Raw genomic sequence first — 23,717 nt, 5'->3', positions numbered from 1 at the left:
CGCTGAATACATGGTTTTTTACGACGCTTTGTGCTTGGAGGTCAGAAAGTATCATGCGCAGGAGTATTCGCAGCTTTTCCCACACATGCGTACGGTTTACGAGGAGTGCGGACTTATCCCAAGGGAAGGAGATTGACCATCGTGACAAGGTTGTCTAAGGAAGAAAGTTCAAAAGTTATCGAGTTGCTATCGAAGCATGAATGGAAGCTTGATGACGTTGCTTTGATTACGAAACTTGCAAACTCTGAAAAAATCGCTTGGGAAGAAGTAGAACGCCTGAAAGTAGATAAACGGATACAGTCACGGTATATCCAAGAAATGCAGGCAAGAGCGCATCACTTTCAAGTGTTGTCAGGCAAGTTAAATGCCCAACTGCAAGATGCACTTACCGTAATTTCGAATGCTCTCACGGATGTCAATGACATGCTTGCCGTGTCTGAAATGGAGGGCCGTGACATGGAGTTGTGTCCTCAAGCCACCATGTTAAGCCTACATGATGATCTGCAAGCTGCTATAGACTGCTTGAAAGGAGAGCATGGCGATGGCAAATAGGAATACGCTACACGCTGAAAAACTGGTTGCATTTATGGCGTGGCTCGTATCCGATGGTTGGACAGTTGTACCAAACAAGGGTGAATATGAAGTCCTCCGAGCTACTAAGTCAGGCAGAAAGCCGTTGATAGTATACACACGAAACAGTGAGGTAACTCATCTTACGGTGCCAGATAGTCACATGGGCGTACTGAGAGCTTTCATAAGGGACACGAAAGCGCAGAAGGCGGAAACGAAACCTATCGTTTCGTGGGGGAGCATGCTCATCGATGCTATACCCTTCTCTCAATTGCCGCAAGGAGTTAAGGTTGCACTCGCTTGCGATAAGTGTGAAGGGCATGAGCACCACGAGAAGTTGGCAGATGGATGCTGGCGCTGCGATTGCGGGGATGTTAAGCGGCTATTCGGGGAGGGGACAAGCAAATGAGTTACGACGGTGATGATTTTTACTGCGAACCAAATGAGTTCGAGCAAATGGTTGATAAGTTCAAGCAATCGCTTCTTGATTCAGTAAAAGAAGAATTTAAAGCTGAAATGAACCGTTTGCGGGAAGAGAATGCTGAGTTACAGCAAGTAAAGAGAAATTGGGCTGACATAAAGGCGGAGCATCAACGAGAAATCCTTCGCTTGCAATATGCCAAAAACGAGGCTGCTCGTGAAGCTAGGAAAGAACGGTTAGGAGTGTTAATGGAAGATTTCAAAGTTGCTATGTTTCAGGTCAAAGTTAAATATATAAGACCTGATAAATGCGACAAGTGCAACGAAAATAGGCTGATTACGTACAAAACGCCACTTGGAAAAGATGCAGTAGAAAAGTGCACTTGCAATACAACAAAATCGATATTTGTTCCCGAGGAGCTAATTTGTGTAAGACTTCATCTCGACAACAGGGAGAACAAGCTAACAGTGTACTATAACCTTCCTACTGATGATGAAGATGGGATGAAGTATGGTTTCAATACACCTTTAAATATGATCTACGATTCCAACATGGAATTTGCAAAGCTCGATAGATACGGGACGTTTTTCAATACCGTTGAGGATTGTCAGGCATATTGTGATTGGTTGAATGGCAGGGAGGGAGAGTCATGACCAAATCAGTGTACGCCCACTGCGCATTACCAGGATCTACGGAACTTTTTAATGCTGCTGGTAATGCGGCACGAGTGACATACACATTGGAGCAGCTTAAACAAATGAGTTCCAAAGAAATAAACAAAATTGCCAACGAGATCATGTTTAACGGAACAGAACCACCGTGGATGATATTTCATCCTGCTCTGAATATTAACGATTCCTTATCCATGCAAACCAGGGCTATCATGCACAATTCATCCGTTTATTTGGACAGCCTCAATTTGATCGTAAATGGATATGAACGGGTTGACGTTTGGGTGGACAGTGAGTTGATTGGCTTGCTTCAAACTACGCCTCAGCAACAGACAATAGCTGCAATATTGAGCTTGCAGGGGCAAAAAAGTGAATGGAGATGAAGAACATGCAAAATAAATACCTCGTCATTGCATTACCAGTCATCGATTATCCAGTGAAAGGGTACGGACCGACTGAACAGCGCGTCAAACTTCACGAAGAAATTGACGAGCTACGCGAGGAGGCCGAAGCTGGAAAAATCGATATTCGAAAGTTGCTTGCTGAGTACATTGACGTAGGCCAGATGCTCGCGGGATTGATTCGCAGCCAAGCAAAGGAAACTCTCGCTGGACAGTCTGTTGATGCTGTAGCATTCGATATCTTCTATAAAGCCAATACGGACCATCTGAAAAAGATGGAACGATATGCCGAGGAACGTGGATGGGCAATCTTGTCGGGAAACCTACCTCAAACTATCGTTTATGGTAATTCCGTGACTATGTTTAATGAATCTATTCATACACTGCCCTATCGTCCGAAAACATGCTAGATTCACACGAAAAATCAGCAATGTCAGGGGTGAAAGGGTGGCATATCCACGCGATGAGCAAGAAACAACATGTGTTTACGATCCTGTCACGGATAAATGGATCGTTTACAGCAGCTTAAAACGGCACATAACTCGGCTGTTGAAAGTGGGCGGGGAACCAGTTACCAAAGAAGTTGAAGATGGTCGCATTGTTGCAGGAACATGGGAGATTGGCCCAAAGCAAGTGCGGTTCGCGAAATTGTTCGGAGCTGCAGCAGAGGAGGAAACGGACGATGCGGTATGTGGGGATTGATCCAGCGACAAAGACAGGGCTTGTAGTATTAAATTCTAGCGGGGAATTACTAAAGGCAGCAGAACTATTGGGCGAAGGTTCCACATCCGTTAGGCGCATTCGCATGTTGGCCAACGAAGTATTTCAAAAAATAAAAAATGGTGACGTAGTTTGCATCGAAGGATTTGCGCTCGCCGCTCGCGACACAAACAAAGTTGCCAGCGGGAATGGATGGGCAGCTAGGATGGCAGTGGATAGGCATGAGCTGCACTATATCGAGGTGGGAACATCACAGCTCAAGAAATTCGTTAACGTTTCGCAATGGTCGGGGCAAAAAGGTAGCAAGCAGCGCCTATCCAACAAAGCAGTCAAACAACTTGTTATTGAGTCTGTGTTCCAGCACTGGGGGTTCTCAACCAAGAGTGACAATATTGCCGACGCCTTTGTCCTAGCAAAGATCGCAGAAGCTGTTCACAAGGTGAATAATGGGCTGTCGCTCATAGACTTTTATCCTCGGTATCAACTAGAAGTCATTCAATCAATCTTGCATCCAGAAAAAAAGAAAAAACGAGCATAGCCCAGTCGTAAAGGCGCGGGACGGGATACTCTCGCGCCTAAAACGGAACATACGTTCCTGATTTGGGGTGATCACATGGAACATAAGCAAGTCAAGTTAGCTGTTGAACAGGTGTTCGACAAGTATCGGCTGTACAGAGTGGTCATCCTAGAAGGCACGCCCGAAGCACATTTTCTCAACCTTATCGAAACTATCGTAGGGCAACTCGAACCCGATGAACAATTTTTGATTGAGCAGCGCTACATGAAGTCGAAAAGGATCACAGACACGCAAGTGTATAGCTCTAAGTTCGATCCACCGATCAGCGCGGTCACGTATTCATCAATTCGCAAGGCTGCTTTTGAAAAGCTTATGTACGCATTCGGTAAACACAATTTGGGAGGAACGGAACATGAGCATACCTCGAATACTGCACTATCCAGGCAGTAAGTGGAGTATGGCAGATTGGATAATTAGCCACATGCCAGCACATACGACTTACCTTGAACCTTTCTTTGGATCCGGAGCAGTATTGTTCTCTAAAGTTCGAAGCAAGCTCGAGACAGTCAACGATCTCGATGGCGAGGTGGTAAATCTATTCCGAGTTATTCGAGAGAGGCCCGACGAACTAGCCTATGCAATCAGATGTACGCCACACAGTCGAGAAGAATACTATCTCAGCTACGAACCAGCAGCACCAGAAAATGAATTAGAACGCGCACGCCGATTGCTTGTTAGGTTATGGCAGGGGCGTGGTGGGAAAACGTCTCATCGAACCGGTTGGCGTAGCATGATAGAAACAAACGGTCCTTTGCCAGGAAAAGAGTGGGCTCGTTTTCCGGAAAGAATTGCAGCGGTGGCTGAACGTCTTATCGGAGTTCAGATCGAAAATCAGCCAGCATTGGAGTTGCTGCAGCGTTATCGGCGCCCGAATGTGATGATCTATGCCGATCCGCCTTACATTCTATCAACCAGAACAACTACTAGTTATAGATTTGAAATGACAGAAGATGACCATATGGAGCTGCTAGACGCTCTGGATGATCATCCTGGTCCGGTAATTCTATCAGGATATGCTCATGATTTATATGACGATCGATTGTCTCATTGGAGACGCGAGACTAAGAGGGCGAAGGCCGAAGGTGGAGCGAGTCGTGAAGAGGTTCTTTGGATTAATCCAATTGCTGCTGAGCAGGTAGGTCAGTTGGCAATGAACATATAGGGGGCGCGGATGTGGACCCAAATACAGAAATCTGATTACAGAGCGTTGAAACTGGCAGATAGGCACTATACACGACAGAAGCCAGGCACACCGCAATTCTGCCGCCCAGGTCATAATCTTGTGCTGCTAACAGAAGACGAGCAGGCGCTATGGGTAACTTGGTCAGGCATACGTGATGACGGCTGGAACGCATGGGAGTGCACAATGTTTAGAAACGAGGGGCCATTCCTCTCGAGCCACTTAATTGTACTTGCGCTTGGAATCACACGGCACATGTGGGGGCTGCCGCCAGCGGATGGCATCATAACATATGTTGGGTTACACCTGCATGGAGGATGCTTTCATGCTGCGGGATTTAAAAAGGCTGGCCGAAGCAAGAGTGGTAAATCGCTGCTCCAATTGTCATCTGATCGTATGCCGCCACCAGTGATGCCGGGCGAAGAAGGATTATTCAGACATGAAATGATTATCACTGACACAGCGCCATAGGGGAGAGTGAAGAATCATTAATCCATTGCATGAAATAACAAAGATTTCACGGTTTTTGCCTCGGTATGTACTTGAGGATATTAACCGGCGCATTGGTGATTGGTTGGCATCGGGTGGTAAGGAAACAGATCCTTACATTGAACAGCAGCTTAGATTTGCTAAGAGATTTGTCCATAACAACCACAAGGGAGAGGTTTAAATGAAAACTCAAATTCAGGCTTATTTCAATGATTTCAATGCGGGGGCAAAGAAGGACGTCATAAAGTTGGAGATTCGCGGAAAGCTGACTGACGAGCAAATTGTGAAACTTCATAAATTGAAAGGCAACGAGGTATTTGTTTCACTTGCAAGTGGTCAGATGGAAATTGATGATTACGAACAGAACGACCATGAAGGCATTCAATACAAGGTCAACTCTGATGGCTCTGTGGATGTGCCACCGGCTCAGGTGACCATCGATGAAGTGACTGCAGCAGTGGACACAGATAAAGCTGCAGAAACAGTTGCAGATACAGACAGAAAACAGAGTGAAGAATCCGAGCCAGAGCCAGAGCAAGAGCAAGAGCAAGAGCAAGAGCAAGGTCCACAACAGGAACCATCAACGGAATCATCTTCTGATAATGTGGCTGACATAACTCAAGAACGGAAAAAACGTGGGCGCTCTAAGAAAGAGGACGAGCAAAAAGAGCAGCCAGAAGTTCCAACAAGCGAAGGCGGACTTCCTCCACTTGGCGAAGGCGATAAGCGGATGCCGTTCTAAATCAATGTAGCATGCCCCGGTTCGCCGGGGCTATTACATACAGTGAGGTGATAAGGTGGATCAGATGGAATTCGAACTTCCTGAGCTGGATAGTAAGAAGACGCAAACTGCTGTAGAGGCTGCTTTGGACAAATATCGGCTCTTTAAAAAAATTACTTTCGAAGAGAAAGAGGCTAGCATTACGGCAAGTTATTCGGAGCGCTTCCACGGTCCAACAAATCAGACATCCGATCAAACTGCCAATGTTGCGATACACAATGTTGATGTGCCCGCGCAGCGTCGATCATATTGCGAACGTATTGAGCGTGCAGTTCGTAGGCTGCATCCAAAAGAGAAGCTGCTCATCGAAGAGCGGTACATGAAAGAGCCATATGTGTACGATTATGTGGTGTATAATCAGATTTTTAATCCGCCCATTAGTAAAGGGACATATGGGAAGCTCAGGAAAAATGCTTTTTATCAATTAGCACTCATGCTTAATATTGCAGTCGAAAAGTAAACATGGCCATGCAGTCATGCATAGGCTTTTAATGGGTGATAGTCGTGAAAAAGGAGCAACAACTCAAAGTGAATTTTGTCCGATCCGAAGGTGATGCTGCAAGCGTGGTTGCGGATCTATTACAGGCGAATGTTTGTTCCGCGTTGACAAGGAGTGGGGCAAGCACTACTGTAAATGTTAGGGAAATCATCCGCAACCACATAATGAATGGTGGTGTGGTTTGCAATGATAAAATTAAAAAAGAGATCTAGGGGTTATGTGCGTGTCTCTACGCTTAAAAGGTCACAAAAAGATAGTCCGAAACACCAAGAAGCTTCAATTAGAGAAAATGCAGTAAAGCTCGAAAAAGAGATAGATCATGTATACGTGGATAGGGCTACAGGGACATCAATAATGGAACGAGATGATGTTCAGAATATCATCCGAGATGCTAAGAACGGGGAATTTGACACCCTGTTCTTTTCTTCTCTTTCTCGCTTTAGTCGTGATACTTACGATGCCCTTGCCCTGAAACGGACGTTGGTAAATGCCCTAGGCATTCGGGTGATTTCAATCGAAGATTTTTACGATTCGGGCATCGAGGACAATGAGATGATCTTCACGGTTATCTCATCCGTTAACCAGAAATTAAGCGAAAGTATCTCAACTGGTTCCAAACGTGGTAAACGCCAGGCGGCGAAGGCTGGAGGATTCACAGGGTCTATCGCTCCATTCGGATACCGAAAAGTAATAATCGATGGCCGCAAAACGTTAGAGATAGTTGAGCATAAAGCAGAGATTGTTAGATTAATCTTTGACTTGTATGTGAATCAAAATATGGGCGAAAAGTGTATAGTCGCTTACCTTAATGAGGAACTGAAAATACCCAGCCCAACAGGAAAACTATGGGGCATTACGACAATTCAGGGAATCTTAAAAAATCGAAATTATACGGGTTACAATGTCCACAACAAAATGAAATATGAAGAGGTTTACGACGATATAAGCAATTTACATGACAGGAGAAAGAAACTGGTTCAAAAGCTGGAGGAAGAATGGGAAGTTTCTAAGGAACCTACGCACCCTGCCATTATACCAGTTGAAATTTTCGAGGCGGCGCAGGATACAAGGGCGAGGCGTGGTGGCGGTAAACGTGGTGGTGGACGCATACTCGTAAATGTCTTTGCAAGACGCATATTTTGCAAAGAGTGCGGATATGCAATGGTCATAATGGGTCATAAGAAGAAACTGGCGAAAACGGGTGAAATCGCTAAGTATCACTATTTAGTGTGCAGCGGCAGACGAAGAATGGGGCGGGCAATTTGTTCTAACGACAAATGGGTTCCCTATTACGATTTGCAAGACGAAATTGTCAATGGAATAACTAAACGGATTAGAAAAATGATAGACAGCGCCGCGATTGCCCAAGTTATTGTAGAGAATGTGGAATATAAAAAGAATGAATCAGATAAGGAACTAAAGCGAATTGAAAACACCCTCGTATCAAACAGAAAGTTGCTGTTCGAAATTAGGAAGCAACGCATTCTTGAGGAAATGAACGCTGAACAGTATGAGTTTGAGCGTGAGATATATGAGCGCGAGATAATTAGCTTAGAGACGCTAAAAGCGAACATACTGGAGTCAGCGGCAAAGCAAAAAGACGCAGATAAATTGTTATCTGATGTGCGAAATGCACTTGATGAGTTATGCCGAATGGACTTTGAAGATGTCACAAGAGCAAGGGTCATCCTTTCAAAGCTGATTGAAAAAGTGACGGTTAGCGGCGACGGGGAAGCTGATGTTCACACTGTGCTGGGATAGGTCTGCCCAAATAGTTATGTCTTTAATACACATCTCAAACGTGATGCAAAAATTAAACGTTAAGGGTCGTTCACAAGCGGTTGTCGAACTAATCAAGCTTGGGGAACTAAAAATCTGACCATTGCCCATCACCCTAACCATTTAACCTTCTGGATCATATCCTTGTGGTATGCAAAGGGAGGTTCTTTGATGAGTGAGCAAGTACGCCAAACTTGCGTCGGATAGATTTGAGCGTCTGCCTAACCGTGTACGTAGCGGAGGTGGGACGCTTTATTTTTTTGGAGGAGGGCGCACGCAATGTTGGAGTTGTATCTTCATGACCGTTGCCTTACCCCTGAGAAGAACTCTTCAACCACCTCTGCATCACTTCGGCTGATGTGGAATACATACAGCTCACGTGCCGGATGCAGCTTGTGCAGATTTTTGTAGCTGTTCTGTCTGCATATGAATTTGATCCGCATATATATGATGTATCACGTTTTTATTATCTCTTATCACCATATAATTTTTATCTTGATATACTCGAATGCCTTCAATCTTTTTTACTTGTCCATTGAAATTGTAGTTTACAGTAACATAATCAGTATCGAATTGGGCAAGGTTTTTACCAAAGCTGCCTAATTGATAAGGTGTATGAGTAACAAAAATCGTAGTAACAGCCAATATGAAAAATAAAAGAAATAGGGTGTATGATATTTCAGATATCATTTTTTTAAATCTAAGAAACATGATTAGTGAACTTGTTTTTAATATATCGAGTTTGTTATTAATCGATCTCATCAGAGCTAATTCGGATAAAGCTAACTTTAGTATATTGAGATGTTCTTCTTGATGACTTTTATAGAGATATTTAAATGAAAAAAATAAGATGAATAATATGATAGCGGTCAAGTTTCCAGATTGGAGAGAGACAAACACTTCTTTCTGAAAATCGGTTAAGTCATACACAGGAGCAATCCATGGAAGTTCTATGGAATACATCATGTAATTCACAAAGACATCCCAAAGCGAAGAGTATTTAGATGCATAAAATAATAAAAATGGCAGCATAGGCGCAACTTGAAAAAATAAAAAAGAAGCACAAATCATCAAGGTTCCACTAATTAGGAATACGGTATACCGAGCCAGTTTATTCGAAATGGATTTATTTAATTTTGATACGAAAAATTTACCAAAAAGTATACAAATCACAAGGGGGAGGAAAGTTATTATCATTATAAATATGTATACGAAGGCGTAATAAAAGTACAGCCTATCTATAAAAAGAACTGGATTATGAAATGCCGTTATTAAGGATAGCACTTCATTTCTTGCTTTACTCTGTAAAATAATAAAACCGATGGTGTAAGTTATCCCGTGAGAAATTCCTAAAACAAGAAGAGTAAAGAATAGTCTAATCATGAAAGGGATTTTTAGGTACATAATTATAAACTTACTAAAAGGAATTTTATCGCTATGCCTTTCAACGAAGGATATAAGACCTAAATATTTATTTTTAATCCAGTTTAATGACTCCAACCCATACATTCCTTTCTTTTAGATATAAAATTATGTATTAAAGTAATAAGTATATACGATAATCATTTGCTTGACGATTGATGAGAAGGTACTTCAAATCGGTAATCGAGACAAGATTGGAAGAACGCAATATAAAAAAGTGATAGCAAGCTAAAAAAGGCGCTACTTTACCGATTGATCGCGGTTATGTAGCGCCTTTTTATGATAAGCATGTAGGTAGTAAATGTCCTATCTTCAATGCTGATTTTTTGAAACCAAATGTCCTGCGATATACGCAATCAAAGCATAAATAATTCCCCAGAACATCCACGCGTCGATATTTGCAGAAAACGCTTTCCAATCTGTCGTCACATAAATAAGAGGAAGTAAAAATGAAATGGCTGGGGCGATCCAAGCCTTCGTACGCAGCAAGGCCAGAATAAAGCCAAACACCACAGAAACAAAAGGGCATAAGATTATGACTAGGACGAACGGATTAGGATTCATAAAATGATAAATAATAGGTTCCACCTCCATTTTATTCATATGGTTTATGTGTATGTTACAAATTAAAAGTTATAGGGCAGTTACTTTTTGTTTTTATTGTATCAGATATAGGAATAAATAGGATTAATTTCACATAAAAAATCCCTTAAAAACGACAGTGGTAGGTTTGTCCTACACCATAGCCGTTTCTAAGGGAGAAGTATATAACATGAAGGGGCTTAGTAGCGTTGCTTACATATGGCTGTTGCCTTGCACCCACACGCGTTGCACGTTCAAGTCTGCATCTGTCCAGACGAGGTCGGCCTGCTTGCCAACTTCGATGCTGCCTGTCTTGTCAGCAATACCGATGTGCTGCGCTGGATTCAAGCTAGCCAGTACAGATACCTCCGGTACGGACAAACCCGTGAACGCGATCACATTTTTGACGGCTTCGATCATCGTCAGTGTGCTACCCGCGAGCGCTCCGCCTTCGGTCAGACGGCACACGCCGTCACGAACGGTGACCGCTAGGCCGCCAAGATCGTACTCGCCGTTCCCCAAGCCTGCTGCGGACATTGCATCCGTAATAAGGACAAGCTTGCCAGGTGCCTTCGCACGTGTTAGCAACTTCACACAAGCCGGATGCACGTGAATGCCGTCAGCAATGACTTCCGCCACGATGCGATCATCGGTCATCGTCGCGCCAGCCGTACCTGGATCACGGTGATGCAAGCCTGTCATCGCGTTGAACGTATGCACGGCTTGATTCATGCCTGCATTTGCGGCAAGTGTCATTTCGTCAAACGTCGCAGCTGTATGACCAGCCGCAGCGTTAATGCCACGAGCGCGCAGCCAGCGAATCGCTTCAAGTGCGCCATCACGTTCTGGAGCGAGTGTCAGCTGCTTCATTAAGCCAGAGAAGCGAGCATGCCAATCTTCTAACCAGCTAATTTGGGGGTCGATCATATATTCAGGATTTTGCGCCCCTTTAAATATAGGGTTTACAAAGGGTCCTTCCAAATGAACGCCTGCCAGCTGTGCAAACTTCATACCCGCTTGCTGATAAGCATCAACCGCGACCATCACGCGATCCAGTGCTTCATGCGATTGCGTCATTGAAGTTGCGAGCATCGCTGTCGTACCTTGCTCCATATGGAATTTCGTAATCGTGTCGTATGCCTCGCTAGACGCATCCATAAAGTCTGCGCCGTAGCCGCCGTGCACGTGCAGGTCGATAAAGCCTGGTAACAGCCAGCCGCCTTGTGCGTCGATGGCTGCATCATGCCATGCCATACGGTCACTATCTGCAACTTGTGACCAAGTGCCGATAAAAGCGATACGTCCGTCGACAACGCGCACGATTCCATTTTCTAAAGTGCCGTTAGGAGTAACGACACGCGCGTTAGAAATCGTAAACGTCTGATTCTGATTAGGCATCAAGATGTTTCGCAGCCTCCTTATCGAGCAAGACGACTACGTTCGGGTGCGTTTGCAAGAGCGAAGCTGGTACCTCCGTCGTGATAGGACCTTGCAATGCACGTTTCACGATGTCTGCTTTTTCAGCGCCGCGCACGATAAGCATAATCATTTTCGCTTTCAAAATGGAACCTACACCCATCGTGATCGCTTGCGAAGGTACTTCATCGATTGAGCTAAAGAAGCGTGCGTTAGCTTGACGTGTTTCTTCTTTTAATTGTACAACGTGTGTTCCGCTGTGCAATTGATCGTCAGGCTCGTTAAATGCGATATGACCGTTGTGGCCAATGCCGAGCAACTGCATATCCAAGGAAGCAGCAGCCAACATTTCATCATAGTACTGGCATTCTGCATCAAGATCAGGCGCGTTGCCATTTGGCACGTACGTGTTATTTTTATCAATATCAATATGATCGAATAATTGCGTGTTCATAAACGTGCGGTATGTTTCGGAATGGTCGGCTGGTAGGCCAACGTACTCGTCTAAGTTGTACGACTTTACATTTTTGAAGCTCACATACCCTTTTTGGTTGAGGCGGATAAGCTCTTGGTAAAGTCCGATTGGCGTACTACCTGTTGCTAGACCGAGCACCGCATTCGGCTTCGTTTGCACGAGGCTTGCGACAATGCTTGCCGCGATCTGGTTCAATTCTTCGTTCGTTTGAAAAGTCATAATGTTCATATGATTTACCTCCCTTTATCTTTACGGTACTTGCGTACCATACGATACGATTGCTCAAGTTTCGGAATATGCTCGTCAAATTGCTCGCTGACCATACCCGCAAATAACACATCTATCACATGCAGTTGGGCGATACGAGATGCCATATCTCCCCGGCGCATACCTTCTTCCAAAGAGGAAGCAAATAAATTAATGTCAGCTACCGCAGCTAGTCGGTTCGATCCTATTTTCGTCAGCGAAATCGTAATCGCTCCGCGTTCTTTCGCGCATTGCAAGGCATCGATCGTTTCTGGCGTTTCACCCGAATACGAAAAAGCAAAGGCGACATCATCGGTCGCTAGATTCGCTGCCGAAGTTACTTGCATATGCGGATCAGAGAAGGCGGTAGCCCGTTTGCCGATCCGAATCAGCTTCTGGTAAAAATCAAGTGCCACGATCCCTGAGGTGGCCATGCCGTACAGGTCGATCTGCCGAGCTTGATTGAGCGCTCGGATGGCTTGTTCTAATGCGGCAAAGTCTAGCAGCCGCGTCGTGTCGGCAATCGAACGCAAATGATTCGCTTCGATCGCGGTTACGATGTCGGAAAGGGGGTTGCCCGCAATAATGTCCTGGTAGGACATGGGGGTCGTCTGCTGCGCCAAGTCGGCAGCTAGCTTTGTCTTGAAATCTGGAAAGCCGCGCAAATGAAGTGATTTGCAAAAGCGCGTCACTGTCGCTGCTGAGGCACCAGACTGCTCGGCCAAATCGGTAATGCCCATTGTCACTACATTGCCCGGAAACTGTAAAATGTAATCGGCCAGCTTACGTTCTTGCTGATGTAAGGCGTCTAGTTGTTGTCGTATCGCATGTAAAATGTTGGACACGTGCATCATCCTCTTATCCGAATGGTGAGCTTGCCATGTAAGGTGCTCATGAAAATTATTTTAATCATTTAGTGCTTATTCATGAAAATTATTTTAATACCATCATAATCAATAATAGTTCCATATACAAGTGGATCTACGTTGATTCTCTGTATTTTTAGAGGCTATTTTTTTCCAAGTAGCGCAATGAATTGCTTACCTTTCCAGTACTGCCAACTATCCTATACACTCGACCTTACGTACCGCGCAATTGTCGCTGTTCTCTAAACTGACGCGGTGAAAGGCCGAGCCGTTTTTTGAAGGTGCGATGAAAATAGGAATAGCTTTGAAAGCCGCACATTTCGGCAATTTGCTCTAACGGCATATAGCCGTGCAAAATTCGCTCGCACGCCATCGTCAGCCGAACTTGAATGGCATAATCCATCACGGATTGTTGAAACACTTCCTTAAAAATGTGTGAGGCGCGTGACACGCTTAATTCAACCGCAGCGGCTACATCGTCTAGCGTAAACGGTTCCGTCGCGTATTGCTCCATATACTGCTTCATCCGCTGTGCGATTTGCACATTCCGCTGTTCAGATCCAGCAGGATGCTCGAACCGCTGCTCCAAAGTACGGTCTAGCATATGAAAGAAGGCGATCCGCAAATGGGTCAATATGTCGTGCATATACGGGCTGTTCATAAGCCGCTCCTCTTGCATAATTTCCCGCCACAAGGCGAGAAGTCGATCATCGATAGATAGCGATGCCTTAAAGGGGCGAGTGCGCTCCTGCCACCAACGATCAAGCCAAGGCCCCTCAATAATCATGTAGTAATCGAGGCTGTGAACTTTAGGGAGCGGCTCCAGTTTGTCGGGCTGCACATACATATAGCCAATTTTCAAATCATAGTAAGTGCCCGGAGGGAGCAGTAATAAGTCTCCTGGTTTAAACGCTTCGTACTGCCCATTCATCCATACATGTGCACTTCCTTCGAGTTGAATCCGAATTAAAAATTGTTGCAGCTCTGGAATGACTAAGCTCATCGGCTTGTGATGTCTAGCGTGTCCGGAGTGACCTGAAAAATCATTTGCCAATTCCCTCGACATGTGTGCTTGATTGCCGCTCACTCCGTTCTTTTTTTGCATTACACCTGTATGTTGCTCTTCCATTCGTTCCGCTCCTCTTCTCTGCTGTTCATTTCCCACTATTATATCGTAAATAGCAAGATTGTTCATGTTAGGGCCATATCCTTCATTCACATGTCGTGCATGATGTGGCACAATGAACACATACGAATGAAAACCTTTTCATTCTGTTATAAAACGAGCTAAATCAACATTTTCAGCAATCGCATTTTCATTTTTTATAGAGGTGATCATATGCAAATTGGCTTGCAATTGTACACGATTCGTGAAGTGATGCAACAAGATTTTGCTGGAACGTTAGAGAAGGTGGCTGCGCTCGGCTATGCGGGCGTGGAGTTTGCAGGATATGGCGGTTTGACGCCTGACGAAATGCACGCGTTGCTAAACCGATTGCAGTTAACCGCAGCAGGCAGTCACGTTGCGATCGAGCAGTTGAATGACAATTTGAATGAGCACATTGAAATGAGTTTGGCGATTGGAAATCGGTATTTGATTTGCCCGTGGTTGGCGGAAGAGCGCTACAACACGTTGTCGGCACTAGAACATACAGCAGAGCAATTAACAACAGCTGCCGAACAGTTGGCACAGCATGACTTGCAGCTCGTCTATCACAACCACGGGTTTGAATTTACGACGACATTAGAGGGGTTGACGGTGTATGACCGTCTGCTCACGATGGTGCCGTCAACTGCACTTGCAGTTGAACTGGACGTTTGTTGGGTGCAATACGCGGGGCTGGAGCCGATCGAAGTGATGAGCCGCTATCAGAACCGAATGCCGCTGCTACATTTTAAAGATTTGCAGCGCATTCCAGATGGAGAGCCGTTAACGGTTGAACTGGGTTTAGGTGAACTGAAGCTAGTCAGCATTGCGCAAGCCGCACGTCAAATGGGCGTAGAGTGGCTGATCGTAGAGCAGGATCAATGTCAGCGCGATCCGTTGGAGAGCGTTGCTGCCAATATCGCGTGGGTGAAGGCTAACTTGACCTAACTTGACCTAACCTAACCTGACCTAATCAGAGCTAGCCATTCCTGAGCCAACCATTTAAGCAAGTCTGAGTTAAACCGACATTTCACATTTTTCTTACCTTAATATATGTCCATTTTAGGAGGCAATCATTGATGAGTAAAACATATAAAGTTGCAATTATCGGCTGCGGAGGAATTGCTAACGGCAAGCATATGCCAAGCTTGAAAAAGTTGGCTAACGTTGAAATGGTCGCATTTTGCGATATCGAGCTTCAGAAAGCAGAAGAGGCAAAGGCAAAGTTCGGTTCGGCTGACGCGAAAGTGTACACCAACTACAAAGAAGTGCTCAAAGACGCGACAATCGACATCATACACGTATGTACACCGAACGATTCGCACGCGGAAATTACGATTGCAGCACTTGAGGGCGACAAGCACGTCATGTGTGAGAAGCCAATGGCGAAGACAGCGGCAGATGCGCGTCTGATGGTTGAAGCAGCAAAGCGTACGGGCAAAAAGTTGACGGTCGGCTACAACAACCGTTTCCGTTCAGACAGCCAGTACTTGAAGCAAGTGTGCGAAGATGGCACATTGGGCGAAGTATATATGGCGAAGGCACATGCGATTCGTCGCCGTGCGGTCCCGACTTGGGGCGTGTTCTTGGATGAAGAGAAGCAAGGTGGCGGCCCGCTTATCGATATCGGGACTCACGCGCTCGACTTGACGATGTGGATGATGGACAACTACGAGCCACATGTTGTGCTTGGAACGTCTTACCATAAGCTTGGACAGCGTGAAAATGCGGCAAACGCTTGGGGCCCGTGGGACCCAGCTAAATTTAAAGTGGAAGATTCAGCATTCGGCATGATCGTGATGAAAAATGGCGCGACCATTATGCTCGAATCCAGCTGGGCGCTTAATACGACGCAAGTGGGCGAAGCGATGTGCACGCTAAGCGGTACAGAAGGCGGCGCAGACATGTGGAACGGATTGACGATTAACGGTGAAAAATATAGTCGCTTGTACGAGCAAAAAATTGAGTTCAATGCGGGCGGCGTGGCGTTCTATGACGGTGAAGCGGAAAATGCGCCAGATTTGGAAATGAAGCTTTGGATCGACGCGATTGAGCAAGATAAAGACCCTGTCGTAACACCAGAGCAAGCGTGTGTCGTGTCTGAAATTTTGGAGGCTGTTTACGAGTCTGCACGGACGGGTAAAGCGATTTACTTTGAATAATGTTTATTTTCAATTACTGGGAGGTCGTTTTAAATGAAGCTCGGCGTATTTATGGTGCTGTACGGTCAACTGCCATTCGAAGAAGCGTTGGACACAATCGCGGCTAAAGGCGTAGAGGCGGTTGAAATCGGAACGGGTGGCTATCCGGGAAACAATCATTGCAACCCACAAGAACTACTTGCTGACGAAGCGAAGCTTGTAGCTTTTAAGGAAGCTATCTCATCACGCGGCTTGACGATTAGTGCGCTAAGTTGCCACGGTAATCCGCTACATCCACAGGAGCCGATTGCGAAGTCGTATCACGACGACTTTATGGCAACGATTGACTTGGCAGCGAAGCTTGGTGTGCCAATCGTTAACGGCTTCTCTGGTTGCCCAGGCGACCACGAGGGCGCGAAGTACCCGAACTGGCCGGTTGCGCCGTGGCCGCATGATTTCCAAGAAGTGCTGGACTGGCAATGGAATGAGAAAGTAATTCCGTATTGGAAAGAAGTTGGCAAGTACGCGGCTGAGCGTAATGTCAAAATTGGCCTTGAGCTGCACGGCGGCTTCTCTGTCCATTCTCCAGCTACATTGTTGCGCCTGCGCGAAGCAGTGGGTGACGTGATTGGAGCGAACTTGGACCCAAGCCATATGTGGTGGCAGGGCATTGACCCTGTACAGGCGATCCGTATTCTCGGTAAAGCAAATGCGATTCATCATTTCCATGCCAAAGATACGACGATCGACCCGATTAACGTCAATATGCACGGGATTACAGACATGCAATCTTATGCCAAAATGCTTGACCGCGCATGGCAATTCCGTACGGTCGGTTACGGCCATGATGCGAAGACATGGGCAGACATCATTAGCGCACTGCGCCTAGTTGGCTATGACTATGTTGTGAGCATCGAGCATGAGGATGGTCTGATGTCTATCGACGAAGGATTTACGAAAGCTGTTCAATTTTTGCAACCGTTGTTAATGAAAGAGCCGCTGGGCGAGATGTGGTGGGCTTAATTTTAAATAAATAGCGTAACACGTGAGCATACAACCAACAGATAGAGGGAGAGAACCAGCTATGACACAACAATTAAATGTAACGGTGTGGAACGAATATCGTCACGAACAAACGAATGAAAAGGTCGCGCAAGTGTATCCGAACGGCATTCACGGCGCGATCGGTGAAGGCTTGCAGCCTGCATTTAACGTGCGCTACGCAACGTTAGATATGCCTGAGCACGGCTTGACAGAAGATGTTCTCAACAGCACAGACGTATTGCTGTGGTGGGGTCATATGGCACACGGTGATGTATCCGATGAAATCGTAGAGCGCGTATATAACCGCGTGTTGCAAGGCATGGGACTTATCGTATTGCATTCCGGTCACTTCTCTAAAATTTTCAAGAAGCTGATGGGTACAGGCTGCGATTTGAAATGGCGCGAAGCGAACGACAAAGAGCGTCTGTGGGTTGTGTCCCCAGGTCACCCGATTGCCGAAGGAATCGGCGAGTACATTGAGCTTGAGCAAGAGGAAATGTACGGCGAGCATTTTGATATTCCACAGCCAGACGAACTTGTATTTGTGAGCTGGTTTACGGGTGGCGAAGTGTTCCGCAGCGGCTGCACTTACACACGTGGCATGGGTAAAGTGTTCTACTTCCGTCCAGGTCATGAAACGTATCCGACTTATTACAACGAGCAAATTCGTCGCGTTCTTCGCAACGCTGTTGAGTGGGCGAAGCCATCGACACGTGCGTACCCTGCTTATGGCAACGCGCAACCGTTGGAGCCATTGAACTAAGTCAGAACGAACAGACTTTGGTGACGAAAGAGTGGATGAAGATGAGCGAGCAGCACAAAGCTAAGCAGCACGAACAGCAGAACGATAACCAGAACGATACGCGGGGCGATAAGCAGCAACAAAACGAGCAGCCACGCTTAAGAGTGGGGGTTGTGTCGACAGGTGGTATTTTCCGCGGCGCGCATATGCCAGCGTTTTTGGACAATCCGCATGTCGAGATCGTGGCGGTATGCGACCCACATAAGCCGTCCGCGTGTGAAGTTGCTGATCAAATCGGCCGCGTGCGCGTGTATGAGGACTGGCAAGAAATGTTCGACAACGAACAACTAGACATCGTCGATATTTGTTCGCCGAACTACTTGCACGCACCGGTGTCGATTGCGGCACTTGAAAAAGGGTTCCATGTGTTCTGCGAGAAACCAGACGCGATTCTGGTTGAAGATGCGCTGCGCATGCGCGAAGCAGCAGAACGTTCCGGCAAAGTGCTGATGGTTATGCGCAACAATCGTTTCCGCCCGCGTCCACAATTCATTAAGCAATTTATTGATGAGGGTCGTATGGGTGAGCTGTACACAGGTCGCTGCGGTTGGATTCGCAGACGGGGTATTCCAGGTAAGGGTGGCTGGTTTACGACGAAGGAATTGTCCGGCGGTGGCCCACTCATCGATCTGGGTGTCCATATGATCGACTTGGCGATGTGGTTCATGGGCAATCCTAAACCGATTGCGGTGTCGGGGGCGACGTACAGCCACTTCGGACAGCACGCGATGAAGGATGAGACGCGTGTTGTCGAAGGCAATACGTATGACGTTGAAGATTTAGCGACAGGCTTTATCCGGTTCGATAACGGTGCTACGTTGCAAGTCGAGTTCAGCTGGGCATCCAATATCGAGCAGGATGAGCTGTTCGTCGAGCTGCGTGGCACGCAATCAGGCTTCAGCTTGCGCAACGATGATTTGCGTCTATTCACAGAAATGGCTGGGACGCAAATGAATTTGGCGCCGCAAGGCTTTGAAGATAACTGGGGCCATACGCAAAATGTTAATCATTTTGTTGACGTCGTACTTGGCAAAGCTGAACCGATATTTACGCCAGATCAGGGCGTAGATATGATTCAAATTTTGGATGCGATGTACCGTTCGGCGGCAGAAGGCCGTGAAATTAGATTGTAAATAGTATTCGCACCACGGATTGAACACGAGCGTGTTCAATGCTGTGGTGCGTTTTTTTGTTTGTAACGGATATTTCGGCGCAGGTTGTAAACGTTATAGAAGAGATGGGTAAAAATGACGAACGAACAATACCGCTAATTCCCTATGTAAATCATGTCGAATCGTGTAGAAAAAAATTGTGTAATCGCATATGATGTTTAAGTTGATATTGAGTATATACGAAAGTAAATACGGAAGTGAATACTCAAGTGAATGCTTAAGTGAATGCTTGAATGAATGCGCGAGTAAACACTTAAAGTACACATGCTAAGCGCGTATTTTTATTAACCACTCATTCACGGATTAGGCAACCTTCACTACGATATATGATGGAATAGAGCATTGAAGGAAGGAGAATATCATGAAGATGAAGCAAGCCTCGTCAGCAAACGACCGTACGTTTCAAATAGAAACATTATACGTGATGCTGCTAGTTCAGTTTGTTATGTTTGTCGTAATGACCTTATATTTGGTGTTTACGTTGCCAATTTACCCGAGCAACTATGTATGGTTTATGCTCTGGTCTTTTATTGCCCTGCTTGGTTTTATTCGCGGTTTAAATCCGGCCTTAATCGGTGCGATGTTTGCTGCATTCGGATACGGATCGTATTTGCTATATCACGTTTACGTAATCGGGTCGCTGCGGGAGGTATCGTTTAACGATCTGTATTGGATCGTCGCATTTCCAGCAGGTGCTCTCGTTGCGGGCTTTTTAGGACGGGTTGTTCAGCAGTTTACCGCTAATTATGAACGCCTTATTGCCGATCACGATTTACACACGACGATTGACACCGTGACGGGGTTATCTAATTACCGTCAATTTGTAGAGGAGGCCGAAACCGAAATTTCTCGCTCTGTACGCTATGGACATTCGGTGACGCTCGTCTTGATCGAAGTGGCTTACTATAAAGAATTATTGCAAGAATATGGCGGCGAAGCTGTCGGCCAGTTTATGCAGCGAACGGCTGCAACGATGGATCAAGTATTGCGCGATGTTGATAAAAAAGCATATTTGAACGACGGTGTATTCGGTATTATATTGCCAGAAACGCCGCTGGAACACGTGTCGTACGTGCTTGATAGACTTGGGCCGCAGCTCAAACAGGGCACGATGCAAACGGCTAAAGGAACGAAAGAAATTTCACTGCGCATCCGCTATGGCTACGCTGGCTGTCCAGAAGATGGTGCTGAATTTGCCTTGCTTTACGACAAGGCTAGACAGGGGCTGATGCAGCATGTGGGTTAAACATGAATGGAGTCGTCGTTTACGTAAAGTTAGCGTTGTGGCGTTGGTGAGCTGCCTAATAGGTGTGTCTACGGTACCGACGGTGCCAACGCTTTCTGCGCTGCCAGAAGTGCAAGTGCAAGCGCCAAGCAGCGTAGAAAATGAAAATGAAAATGCACGCGAAGCTACGAATAAGCCTGTGGTTCACGTTGTACATTGGTCAGATGACGAGGCCGTGCGCGCCGCACTCATTGACAATTTGCTCGGACACTTTAACGTCAATTCAACGGTAAAGTCGTGGTCGGAAACGCAAGTTCGCCAGCAGGTTGGCGTTGACGCCGATATGGAGGCTGCCGATTATGTGATCGTGTTGGATAATGGCGATGCTGAGATGCGACAAGCCTTAAAAAAACGACTAGAGCGTGCAAATGTGCCTGTACTATGGATTGGCGCAGGAAATTTCAACGATACCGTATGGGGGCTGAACTACTCGTATCGTGGGAAATCGGTTCAGGAACCAGCTTCGCCTATCGGCAAGCTTAACGTGGCCGCTAGCACGCAAGTATATGCCCAAGCTTCAGACGGCATTACGACGTACCCGCTCGTTGTTCGCGACGGCAACGTGTGGCAAGTTGCATCACAGCAGCTTTACGGTGCTGTCGGTCGGATCGTCGCTGATGTGCTGCACGATTTTTTAGGCCAGCCGCATACTGAACAACATGAAGGCTTTATCCGGATTGAAGATGTGCATCCGCTTGTCGACCCGACGGCGTTGCGCCAAATTGCCGATGAAATGGCCAGCCGCGACCTTCCGTTTCTAGTGGCGGTTATTCCGTCCTATGTGGACCCTAAGACGCAAGCGCAGGTCGAACTTCAAGACAAGCCGCAACTTGTTGCGGCGCTGCGCTATATGGTTGAGCGCGGTGGCTCGCTAGTGATGCATGGCTACACGCATCATTTTGGTCATACGGGCAATGGCTCTGAATTTTGGGATGTGGAACGAGATGCACCGATTGCTAATGATGAGCCATACACGATTGACAAGCTTGAGCGAGGCATTGCGGCGATGACGGCAAATGGTGTGCCTCCGCTTGCATTCGAGCCGCCGCAATATTCGATGTCGCAGCATGGCTATTCGCTCAGCGCACGTTACTTTTCAACATTAGCTGCACCGCTGCAATTAACGGACTACACGTATTCAGCGATGCACGATGTACCGTATGAACTACAACGTACGCGCTACGGCTTGCGCGTCCTGCCGGAAACGCTCGGGTATGTGGCGGATACGCCCGAGGGAGAGGTGGGCGCTATCGTAGCGAACTTCAACCAATTGCAGCTCGTGCGTGACGGCTTCGCGGGTGTATCTTTCCACCCGTTCTTGCCACTTGAGCGTTTGCAGGAACTGTTAGACCGGATCGAACAACAACCGATCCGCTTGATCGACTTAAAAGCGGACGTACATGAAGTGCGCTCGGACTTTGTGACCATTCGCTCGGATGGTCAGGGCGGGGTACATGTTAACGTGACGGATGAAGCCAAATTACACCGACTAGCAGGAGTAGGCCATTCGGATGCAGGTGCCGAGGGCAATGGCGATCATGATGGCAACAGCAGCAGCTCCAATGCAAACGGCTCTGGGACAGGAACAACAGGAACAACTGGGAAAAATGCATCGGCGAACAACGGCAGTATGAATACGTGGCTAGAGCAATTCACCCATACGTTAACGTGGGGCATTGCAGTCATCGTGTTCGGCTTCGTCACGATGTTTTTCATCTTCGTCCTCAAGTTGCGACGCAAGCGCGCGGAACGATTATTCGGTGAACGGGAGTCGACGATGTGATGGTAGGCAATTTGCTATTTTTAGCTGCCTTGCTCTCGATTTGGGCCATGCTGTTGTATCACATGTTTTTAGCATGGGGAGGCTATCTATATTCCAACTGGGTGGAGCAGCGAAAGAGGGAGCCTTGGCCGGATCGAGAGTGGCCCAAGGTTTCCATTTTAATTCCTGCGCACAATGAGGCTATCGTCATCGGGAACACGCTGCGTGCAATGGTCGCGCTCGATTATCCGAAGGACAAGCTCGAAGTGATCGTCATCAACGATTTATCGAGTGATCGAACAGGCGAAATTGTGGATCAATTTGCTGCCCAATACCCGTTCGTCATTCCCGTCCACACGAAGAAGCCTGAAGGTGGTAAAGGCAAATCGGGCGCATTGAATCAAGGCTTTCGGCGCTCTACAGGCGAGTTCATCGCGGTGTATGATGCGGACAACACGCCTGAGCGCGCCGCGATTAAGCATTTAGTACATGGCATGTTGGAGGACGATAAAGTAGGAGCAGTCGTAGGCAAGTTCCGCGTCGTCAATGCGCGCAAAAATCTTTTGACACGCTTTATTAACATCGAGACGATCAGCTTCCAGTGGATGGCTCAAGCAGGTCGCTGGCATTGGTTTAAGTTGAGTACGATCCCGGGTACGAATTTCCTCATTCGCCGTTCGGTCATTGAGCAAGTCGGTGGCTGGGACGATAACGCACTGGCGGAAGATACGGAGTTAAGTATTCGACTGTATGAAGAAGGCTACGATATACGTTTCTACCCGCTTGCGATTACGTGGGAGCAGGAGCCTGAGACGTGGAAAGTATGGTTCAAGCAGCGCACACGCTGGGCGCGCGGCAATCAGTACGTCATTTTCAAATACGTACCTCGTCTATTTACGATGAAGCGTCGGCGGATCGTGTTTGATTTGGTGTACTTTTTGTTTACGTACTTCTTATTTTTAGGCGGTATTATTTTGTCGCATGTACTGCTTATCCTCAATGTGCTGGGCGTTATTAAAATGACGCTGCCAGGCCCTTTTTTACTCATATGGCTACTCGCCTATATGCTGTTTATCGTGGAAATATGGATCACACTGGCGATTGAAAAAACAGAGCTCACACTGAAAAATATCGGTGTAGTCGCCATTATGTACGTATCCTACTCCCAATTATGGCTGCCGCTCGTCATTCGCTCATTGTGGATTTCAGCAGTTGCCGCTGTGAAAAAACAAGAAGTGAAGTGGGACAAAACAGAACGGTTTGAGTGAA

The 23,717-nt window shown here is 46.6% G+C and carries 28 protein-coding genes and 1 pseudogene; 23 read left to right on the top strand and 6 right to left on the bottom strand.

Annotated features, from left to right (window positions below; all coding sequences use genetic code 11):
• Nucleotides 1-141 precede the first annotated feature (141 nt).
• The 15 genes and pseudogenes from KIK04_RS04785 to KIK04_RS04715 all read left to right on the top strand — a co-directional run.
• Nucleotides 142-552, top strand: coding sequence for a hypothetical protein (locus tag KIK04_RS04785; protein WP_232277170.1), 411 nt, complete (start codon nt 142-144; stop codon nt 550-552).
• On the top strand, nt 542-979 hold the full coding sequence (locus tag KIK04_RS04780) for a hypothetical protein (protein ID WP_232277169.1): 438 nt from the start codon (nt 542-544) through the stop codon (nt 977-979). Before KIK04_RS04785 ends, KIK04_RS04780 begins: the two co-directional genes overlap by 11 nt.
• Complete coding sequence (locus KIK04_RS04775; RefSeq protein WP_232277168.1) at nt 976-1,644, top strand: hypothetical protein; 669 nt, start codon at nt 976-978, stop codon at nt 1,642-1,644. The genes KIK04_RS04780 and KIK04_RS04775 overlap by 4 nt, the downstream gene beginning before the upstream one ends.
• Nucleotides 1,641-2,045, top strand: coding sequence for a hypothetical protein (locus KIK04_RS04770; RefSeq protein ID WP_232277167.1), 405 nt, complete (start codon nt 1,641-1,643; stop codon nt 2,043-2,045). Before KIK04_RS04775 ends, KIK04_RS04770 begins: the two co-directional genes overlap by 4 nt.
• Nucleotides 2,036-2,473 (top strand): hypothetical protein, encoded by a 438-nt coding sequence (locus KIK04_RS04765; RefSeq protein ID WP_232277166.1) that lies wholly within the window; start codon nt 2,036-2,038, stop codon nt 2,471-2,473. Before KIK04_RS04770 ends, KIK04_RS04765 begins: the two co-directional genes overlap by 10 nt.
• 37 nt (nt 2,474-2,510) lie before the next feature.
• The gene (locus tag KIK04_RS04760) at nt 2,511-2,765 is read left to right on the top strand and encodes a hypothetical protein (protein ID WP_232277165.1); all 255 of its coding nucleotides are present in this window, start codon (nt 2,511-2,513) and stop codon (nt 2,763-2,765) included.
• Complete coding sequence (locus KIK04_RS04755; protein ID WP_232277164.1) at nt 2,746-3,321, top strand: hypothetical protein; 576 nt, start codon at nt 2,746-2,748, stop codon at nt 3,319-3,321. Before KIK04_RS04760 ends, KIK04_RS04755 begins: the two co-directional genes overlap by 20 nt.
• Before the next feature lie 75 nt (nt 3,322-3,396).
• Nucleotides 3,397-3,750, top strand: a complete 354-nt coding sequence (locus KIK04_RS04750; protein ID WP_232277163.1) for an ArpU family phage packaging/lysis transcriptional regulator — start codon at nt 3,397-3,399, stop codon at nt 3,748-3,750.
• Nucleotides 3,713-4,522 carry a DNA adenine methylase gene (locus KIK04_RS04745; RefSeq protein ID WP_232277162.1) on the top strand — a complete coding sequence of 270 codons (810 nt, stop codon included), beginning with the start codon at nt 3,713-3,715 and terminating at the stop codon, nt 4,520-4,522. The genes KIK04_RS04750 and KIK04_RS04745 overlap by 38 nt, the downstream gene beginning before the upstream one ends.
• Nucleotides 4,523-4,531: 9 nt before the next feature.
• Entirely contained in the window at nt 4,532-5,011 is a 480-nt protein-coding gene (locus KIK04_RS04740; protein ID WP_232277161.1) for a hypothetical protein, read from the top strand.
• A gap of 25 nt (nt 5,012-5,036) precedes the next feature.
• Complete coding sequence (locus KIK04_RS04735; protein WP_442951136.1) at nt 5,037-5,210, top strand: DUF6877 family protein; 174 nt, start codon at nt 5,037-5,039, stop codon at nt 5,208-5,210.
• Complete coding sequence (locus KIK04_RS04730) at nt 5,211-5,771, top strand: hypothetical protein (protein ID WP_232277160.1); 561 nt, start codon at nt 5,211-5,213, stop codon at nt 5,769-5,771.
• A 64-nt stretch (nt 5,772-5,835) separates the two neighbouring features.
• Nucleotides 5,836-6,270, top strand: a complete 435-nt coding sequence (locus KIK04_RS04725; protein WP_232277159.1) for an ArpU family phage packaging/lysis transcriptional regulator — start codon at nt 5,836-5,838, stop codon at nt 6,268-6,270.
• 225 nt (nt 6,271-6,495) lie between these two features.
• A complete protein-coding gene (locus KIK04_RS04720; protein ID WP_232277158.1) occupies nt 6,496-8,070 on the top strand; it encodes a recombinase family protein in 1,575 nt (524 codons plus the stop codon).
• 28 nt (nt 8,071-8,098) lie between these two features.
• Nucleotides 8,099-8,188, top strand: a pseudogene (locus tag KIK04_RS04715) (LuxR C-terminal-related transcriptional regulator); the annotation flags it as partial.
• 275 nt (nt 8,189-8,463) lie between these two features.
• On the opposite strand, the gene KIK04_RS04710 reads toward KIK04_RS04715, so the two are convergent.
• The 6 genes from KIK04_RS04710 to KIK04_RS04685 form a co-directional block, all read right to left on the bottom strand.
• Nucleotides 8,464-9,588 carry a hypothetical protein gene (locus KIK04_RS04710; RefSeq protein ID WP_232277157.1) on the bottom strand — a complete coding sequence of 375 codons (1,125 nt, stop codon included), beginning with the start codon at nt 9,586-9,588 and terminating at the stop codon, nt 8,464-8,466.
• A 234-nt stretch (nt 9,589-9,822) separates the two neighbouring features.
• A complete protein-coding gene (locus KIK04_RS04705) occupies nt 9,823-10,113 on the bottom strand; it encodes a DUF2651 family protein (RefSeq protein ID WP_232277156.1) in 291 nt (96 codons plus the stop codon).
• 192 nt (nt 10,114-10,305) lie between these two features.
• On the bottom strand, nt 10,306-11,490 hold the full coding sequence (nagA, locus tag KIK04_RS04700) for an N-acetylglucosamine-6-phosphate deacetylase (RefSeq protein ID WP_232278595.1): 1,185 nt from the start codon (nt 11,488-11,490) through the stop codon (nt 10,306-10,308).
• Entirely contained in the window at nt 11,483-12,211 is a 729-nt protein-coding gene (gene nagB, locus KIK04_RS04695) for a glucosamine-6-phosphate deaminase (protein WP_232277155.1), read from the bottom strand. Before nagB ends, nagA begins: the two co-directional genes overlap by 8 nt.
• Before the next feature lie 5 nt (nt 12,212-12,216).
• Nucleotides 12,217-13,074, bottom strand: a complete 858-nt coding sequence (locus KIK04_RS04690; protein WP_232277154.1) for a MurR/RpiR family transcriptional regulator — start codon at nt 13,072-13,074, stop codon at nt 12,217-12,219.
• A 235-nt stretch (nt 13,075-13,309) separates the two neighbouring features.
• A complete protein-coding gene (locus tag KIK04_RS04685; protein WP_232277153.1) occupies nt 13,310-14,224 on the bottom strand; it encodes a helix-turn-helix transcriptional regulator in 915 nt (304 codons plus the stop codon).
• 210 nt (nt 14,225-14,434) lie between these two features.
• Between KIK04_RS04685 and KIK04_RS04680 the strand changes: the two genes are divergently transcribed.
• The 8 genes from KIK04_RS04680 to KIK04_RS04645 all read left to right on the top strand — a co-directional run bounded on the left by KIK04_RS04680 (nt 14,435) and on the right by KIK04_RS04645 (nt 23,716).
• Complete coding sequence (locus KIK04_RS04680; protein ID WP_232277152.1) at nt 14,435-15,190, top strand: sugar phosphate isomerase/epimerase family protein; 756 nt, start codon at nt 14,435-14,437, stop codon at nt 15,188-15,190.
• A gap of 131 nt (nt 15,191-15,321) precedes the next feature.
• A complete protein-coding gene (locus KIK04_RS04675) occupies nt 15,322-16,404 on the top strand; it encodes a Gfo/Idh/MocA family protein (protein WP_232277151.1) in 1,083 nt (360 codons plus the stop codon).
• Between the two features lie 33 nt (nt 16,405-16,437).
• The gene (locus tag KIK04_RS04670) at nt 16,438-17,406 is read left to right on the top strand and encodes a sugar phosphate isomerase/epimerase family protein (protein WP_232277150.1); all 969 of its coding nucleotides are present in this window, start codon (nt 16,438-16,440) and stop codon (nt 17,404-17,406) included.
• A 61-nt stretch (nt 17,407-17,467) separates the two neighbouring features.
• The gene (locus KIK04_RS04665; protein WP_232277149.1) at nt 17,468-18,190 is read left to right on the top strand and encodes a ThuA domain-containing protein; all 723 of its coding nucleotides are present in this window, start codon (nt 17,468-17,470) and stop codon (nt 18,188-18,190) included.
• 20 nt (nt 18,191-18,210) lie between these two features.
• On the top strand, nt 18,211-19,362 hold the full coding sequence (locus KIK04_RS04660) for a Gfo/Idh/MocA family protein (RefSeq protein WP_232277148.1): 1,152 nt from the start codon (nt 18,211-18,213) through the stop codon (nt 19,360-19,362).
• Between the two features lie 400 nt (nt 19,363-19,762).
• A complete protein-coding gene (locus tag KIK04_RS04655; protein WP_232277147.1) occupies nt 19,763-20,647 on the top strand; it encodes a GGDEF domain-containing protein in 885 nt (294 codons plus the stop codon).
• Nucleotides 20,637-22,469 carry a polysaccharide deacetylase family protein gene (locus tag KIK04_RS04650; protein WP_232277146.1) on the top strand — a complete coding sequence of 611 codons (1,833 nt, stop codon included), beginning with the start codon at nt 20,637-20,639 and terminating at the stop codon, nt 22,467-22,469. Before KIK04_RS04655 ends, KIK04_RS04650 begins: the two co-directional genes overlap by 11 nt.
• A complete protein-coding gene (locus tag KIK04_RS04645) occupies nt 22,469-23,716 on the top strand; it encodes a glycosyltransferase family 2 protein (protein WP_232278594.1) in 1,248 nt (415 codons plus the stop codon). Before KIK04_RS04650 ends, KIK04_RS04645 begins: the two co-directional genes overlap by 1 nt.
• Nucleotide 23,717 lies beyond the last annotated feature (1 nt).

It is taken from the genome of Paenibacillus sp. 481, from assembly GCF_021223605.1.
In the GTDB taxonomy this organism is placed as follows: domain Bacteria; phylum Bacillota; class Bacilli; order Paenibacillales; family Paenibacillaceae; genus Paenibacillus_B.
The sequence above is the reverse complement of the archived record's forward strand: the minus strand, read 5'-3'. Positions and strand labels throughout refer to the sequence as shown.

Bases quoted from the DNA above. Each gene is read 5' to 3' on its own strand.
- KIK04_RS04780 (WP_232277169.1), top strand. From the start codon at position 542: ATGGCAAATAGGAATACGCTACACGCTGAAAAACTGGTTGCATTTATG.
- KIK04_RS04775 (WP_232277168.1), top strand. From the start codon at position 976: ATGAGTTACGACGGTGATGATTTTTACTGCGAACCAAATGAGTTCGAG.
- KIK04_RS04770 (WP_232277167.1), top strand. From the start codon at position 1,641: ATGACCAAATCAGTGTACGCCCACTGCGCATTACCAGGATCTACGGAA.
- KIK04_RS04765 (WP_232277166.1), top strand. From the start codon at position 2,036: ATGGAGATGAAGAACATGCAAAATAAATACCTCGTCATTGCATTACCA.
- KIK04_RS04755 (WP_232277164.1), top strand. From the start codon at position 2,746: ATGCGGTATGTGGGGATTGATCCAGCGACAAAGACAGGGCTTGTAGTA.
- KIK04_RS04750 (WP_232277163.1), top strand. From the start codon at position 3,397: ATGGAACATAAGCAAGTCAAGTTAGCTGTTGAACAGGTGTTCGACAAG.
- KIK04_RS04745 (WP_232277162.1), top strand. From the start codon at position 3,713: ATGAGCATACCTCGAATACTGCACTATCCAGGCAGTAAGTGGAGTATG.
- KIK04_RS04740 (WP_232277161.1), top strand. From the start codon at position 4,532: ATGTGGACCCAAATACAGAAATCTGATTACAGAGCGTTGAAACTGGCA.
- KIK04_RS04730 (WP_232277160.1), top strand. From the start codon at position 5,211: ATGAAAACTCAAATTCAGGCTTATTTCAATGATTTCAATGCGGGGGCA.
- KIK04_RS04725 (WP_232277159.1), top strand. From the start codon at position 5,836: ATGGAATTCGAACTTCCTGAGCTGGATAGTAAGAAGACGCAAACTGCT.
- KIK04_RS04720 (WP_232277158.1), top strand. From the start codon at position 6,496: ATGATAAAATTAAAAAAGAGATCTAGGGGTTATGTGCGTGTCTCTACG.
- KIK04_RS04705 (WP_232277156.1), bottom strand. From the start codon at position 10,113: ATGAATAAAATGGAGGTGGAACCTATTATTTATCATTTTATGAATCCT.
- nagA (WP_232278595.1), bottom strand. From the start codon at position 11,490: ATGCCTAATCAGAATCAGACGTTTACGATTTCTAACGCGCGTGTCGTT.
- nagB (WP_232277155.1), bottom strand. From the start codon at position 12,211: ATGAACATTATGACTTTTCAAACGAACGAAGAATTGAACCAGATCGCG.
- KIK04_RS04685 (WP_232277153.1), bottom strand. From the start codon at position 14,224: ATGGAAGAGCAACATACAGGTGTAATGCAAAAAAAGAACGGAGTGAGC.
- KIK04_RS04680 (WP_232277152.1), top strand. From the start codon at position 14,435: ATGCAAATTGGCTTGCAATTGTACACGATTCGTGAAGTGATGCAACAA.
- KIK04_RS04675 (WP_232277151.1), top strand. From the start codon at position 15,322: ATGAGTAAAACATATAAAGTTGCAATTATCGGCTGCGGAGGAATTGCT.
- KIK04_RS04670 (WP_232277150.1), top strand. From the start codon at position 16,438: ATGAAGCTCGGCGTATTTATGGTGCTGTACGGTCAACTGCCATTCGAA.
- KIK04_RS04665 (WP_232277149.1), top strand. From the start codon at position 17,468: ATGACACAACAATTAAATGTAACGGTGTGGAACGAATATCGTCACGAA.
- KIK04_RS04655 (WP_232277147.1), top strand. From the start codon at position 19,763: ATGAAGATGAAGCAAGCCTCGTCAGCAAACGACCGTACGTTTCAAATA.
- KIK04_RS04650 (WP_232277146.1), top strand. From the start codon at position 20,637: ATGTGGGTTAAACATGAATGGAGTCGTCGTTTACGTAAAGTTAGCGTT.
- KIK04_RS04645 (WP_232278594.1), top strand. From the start codon at position 22,469: ATGGTAGGCAATTTGCTATTTTTAGCTGCCTTGCTCTCGATTTGGGCC.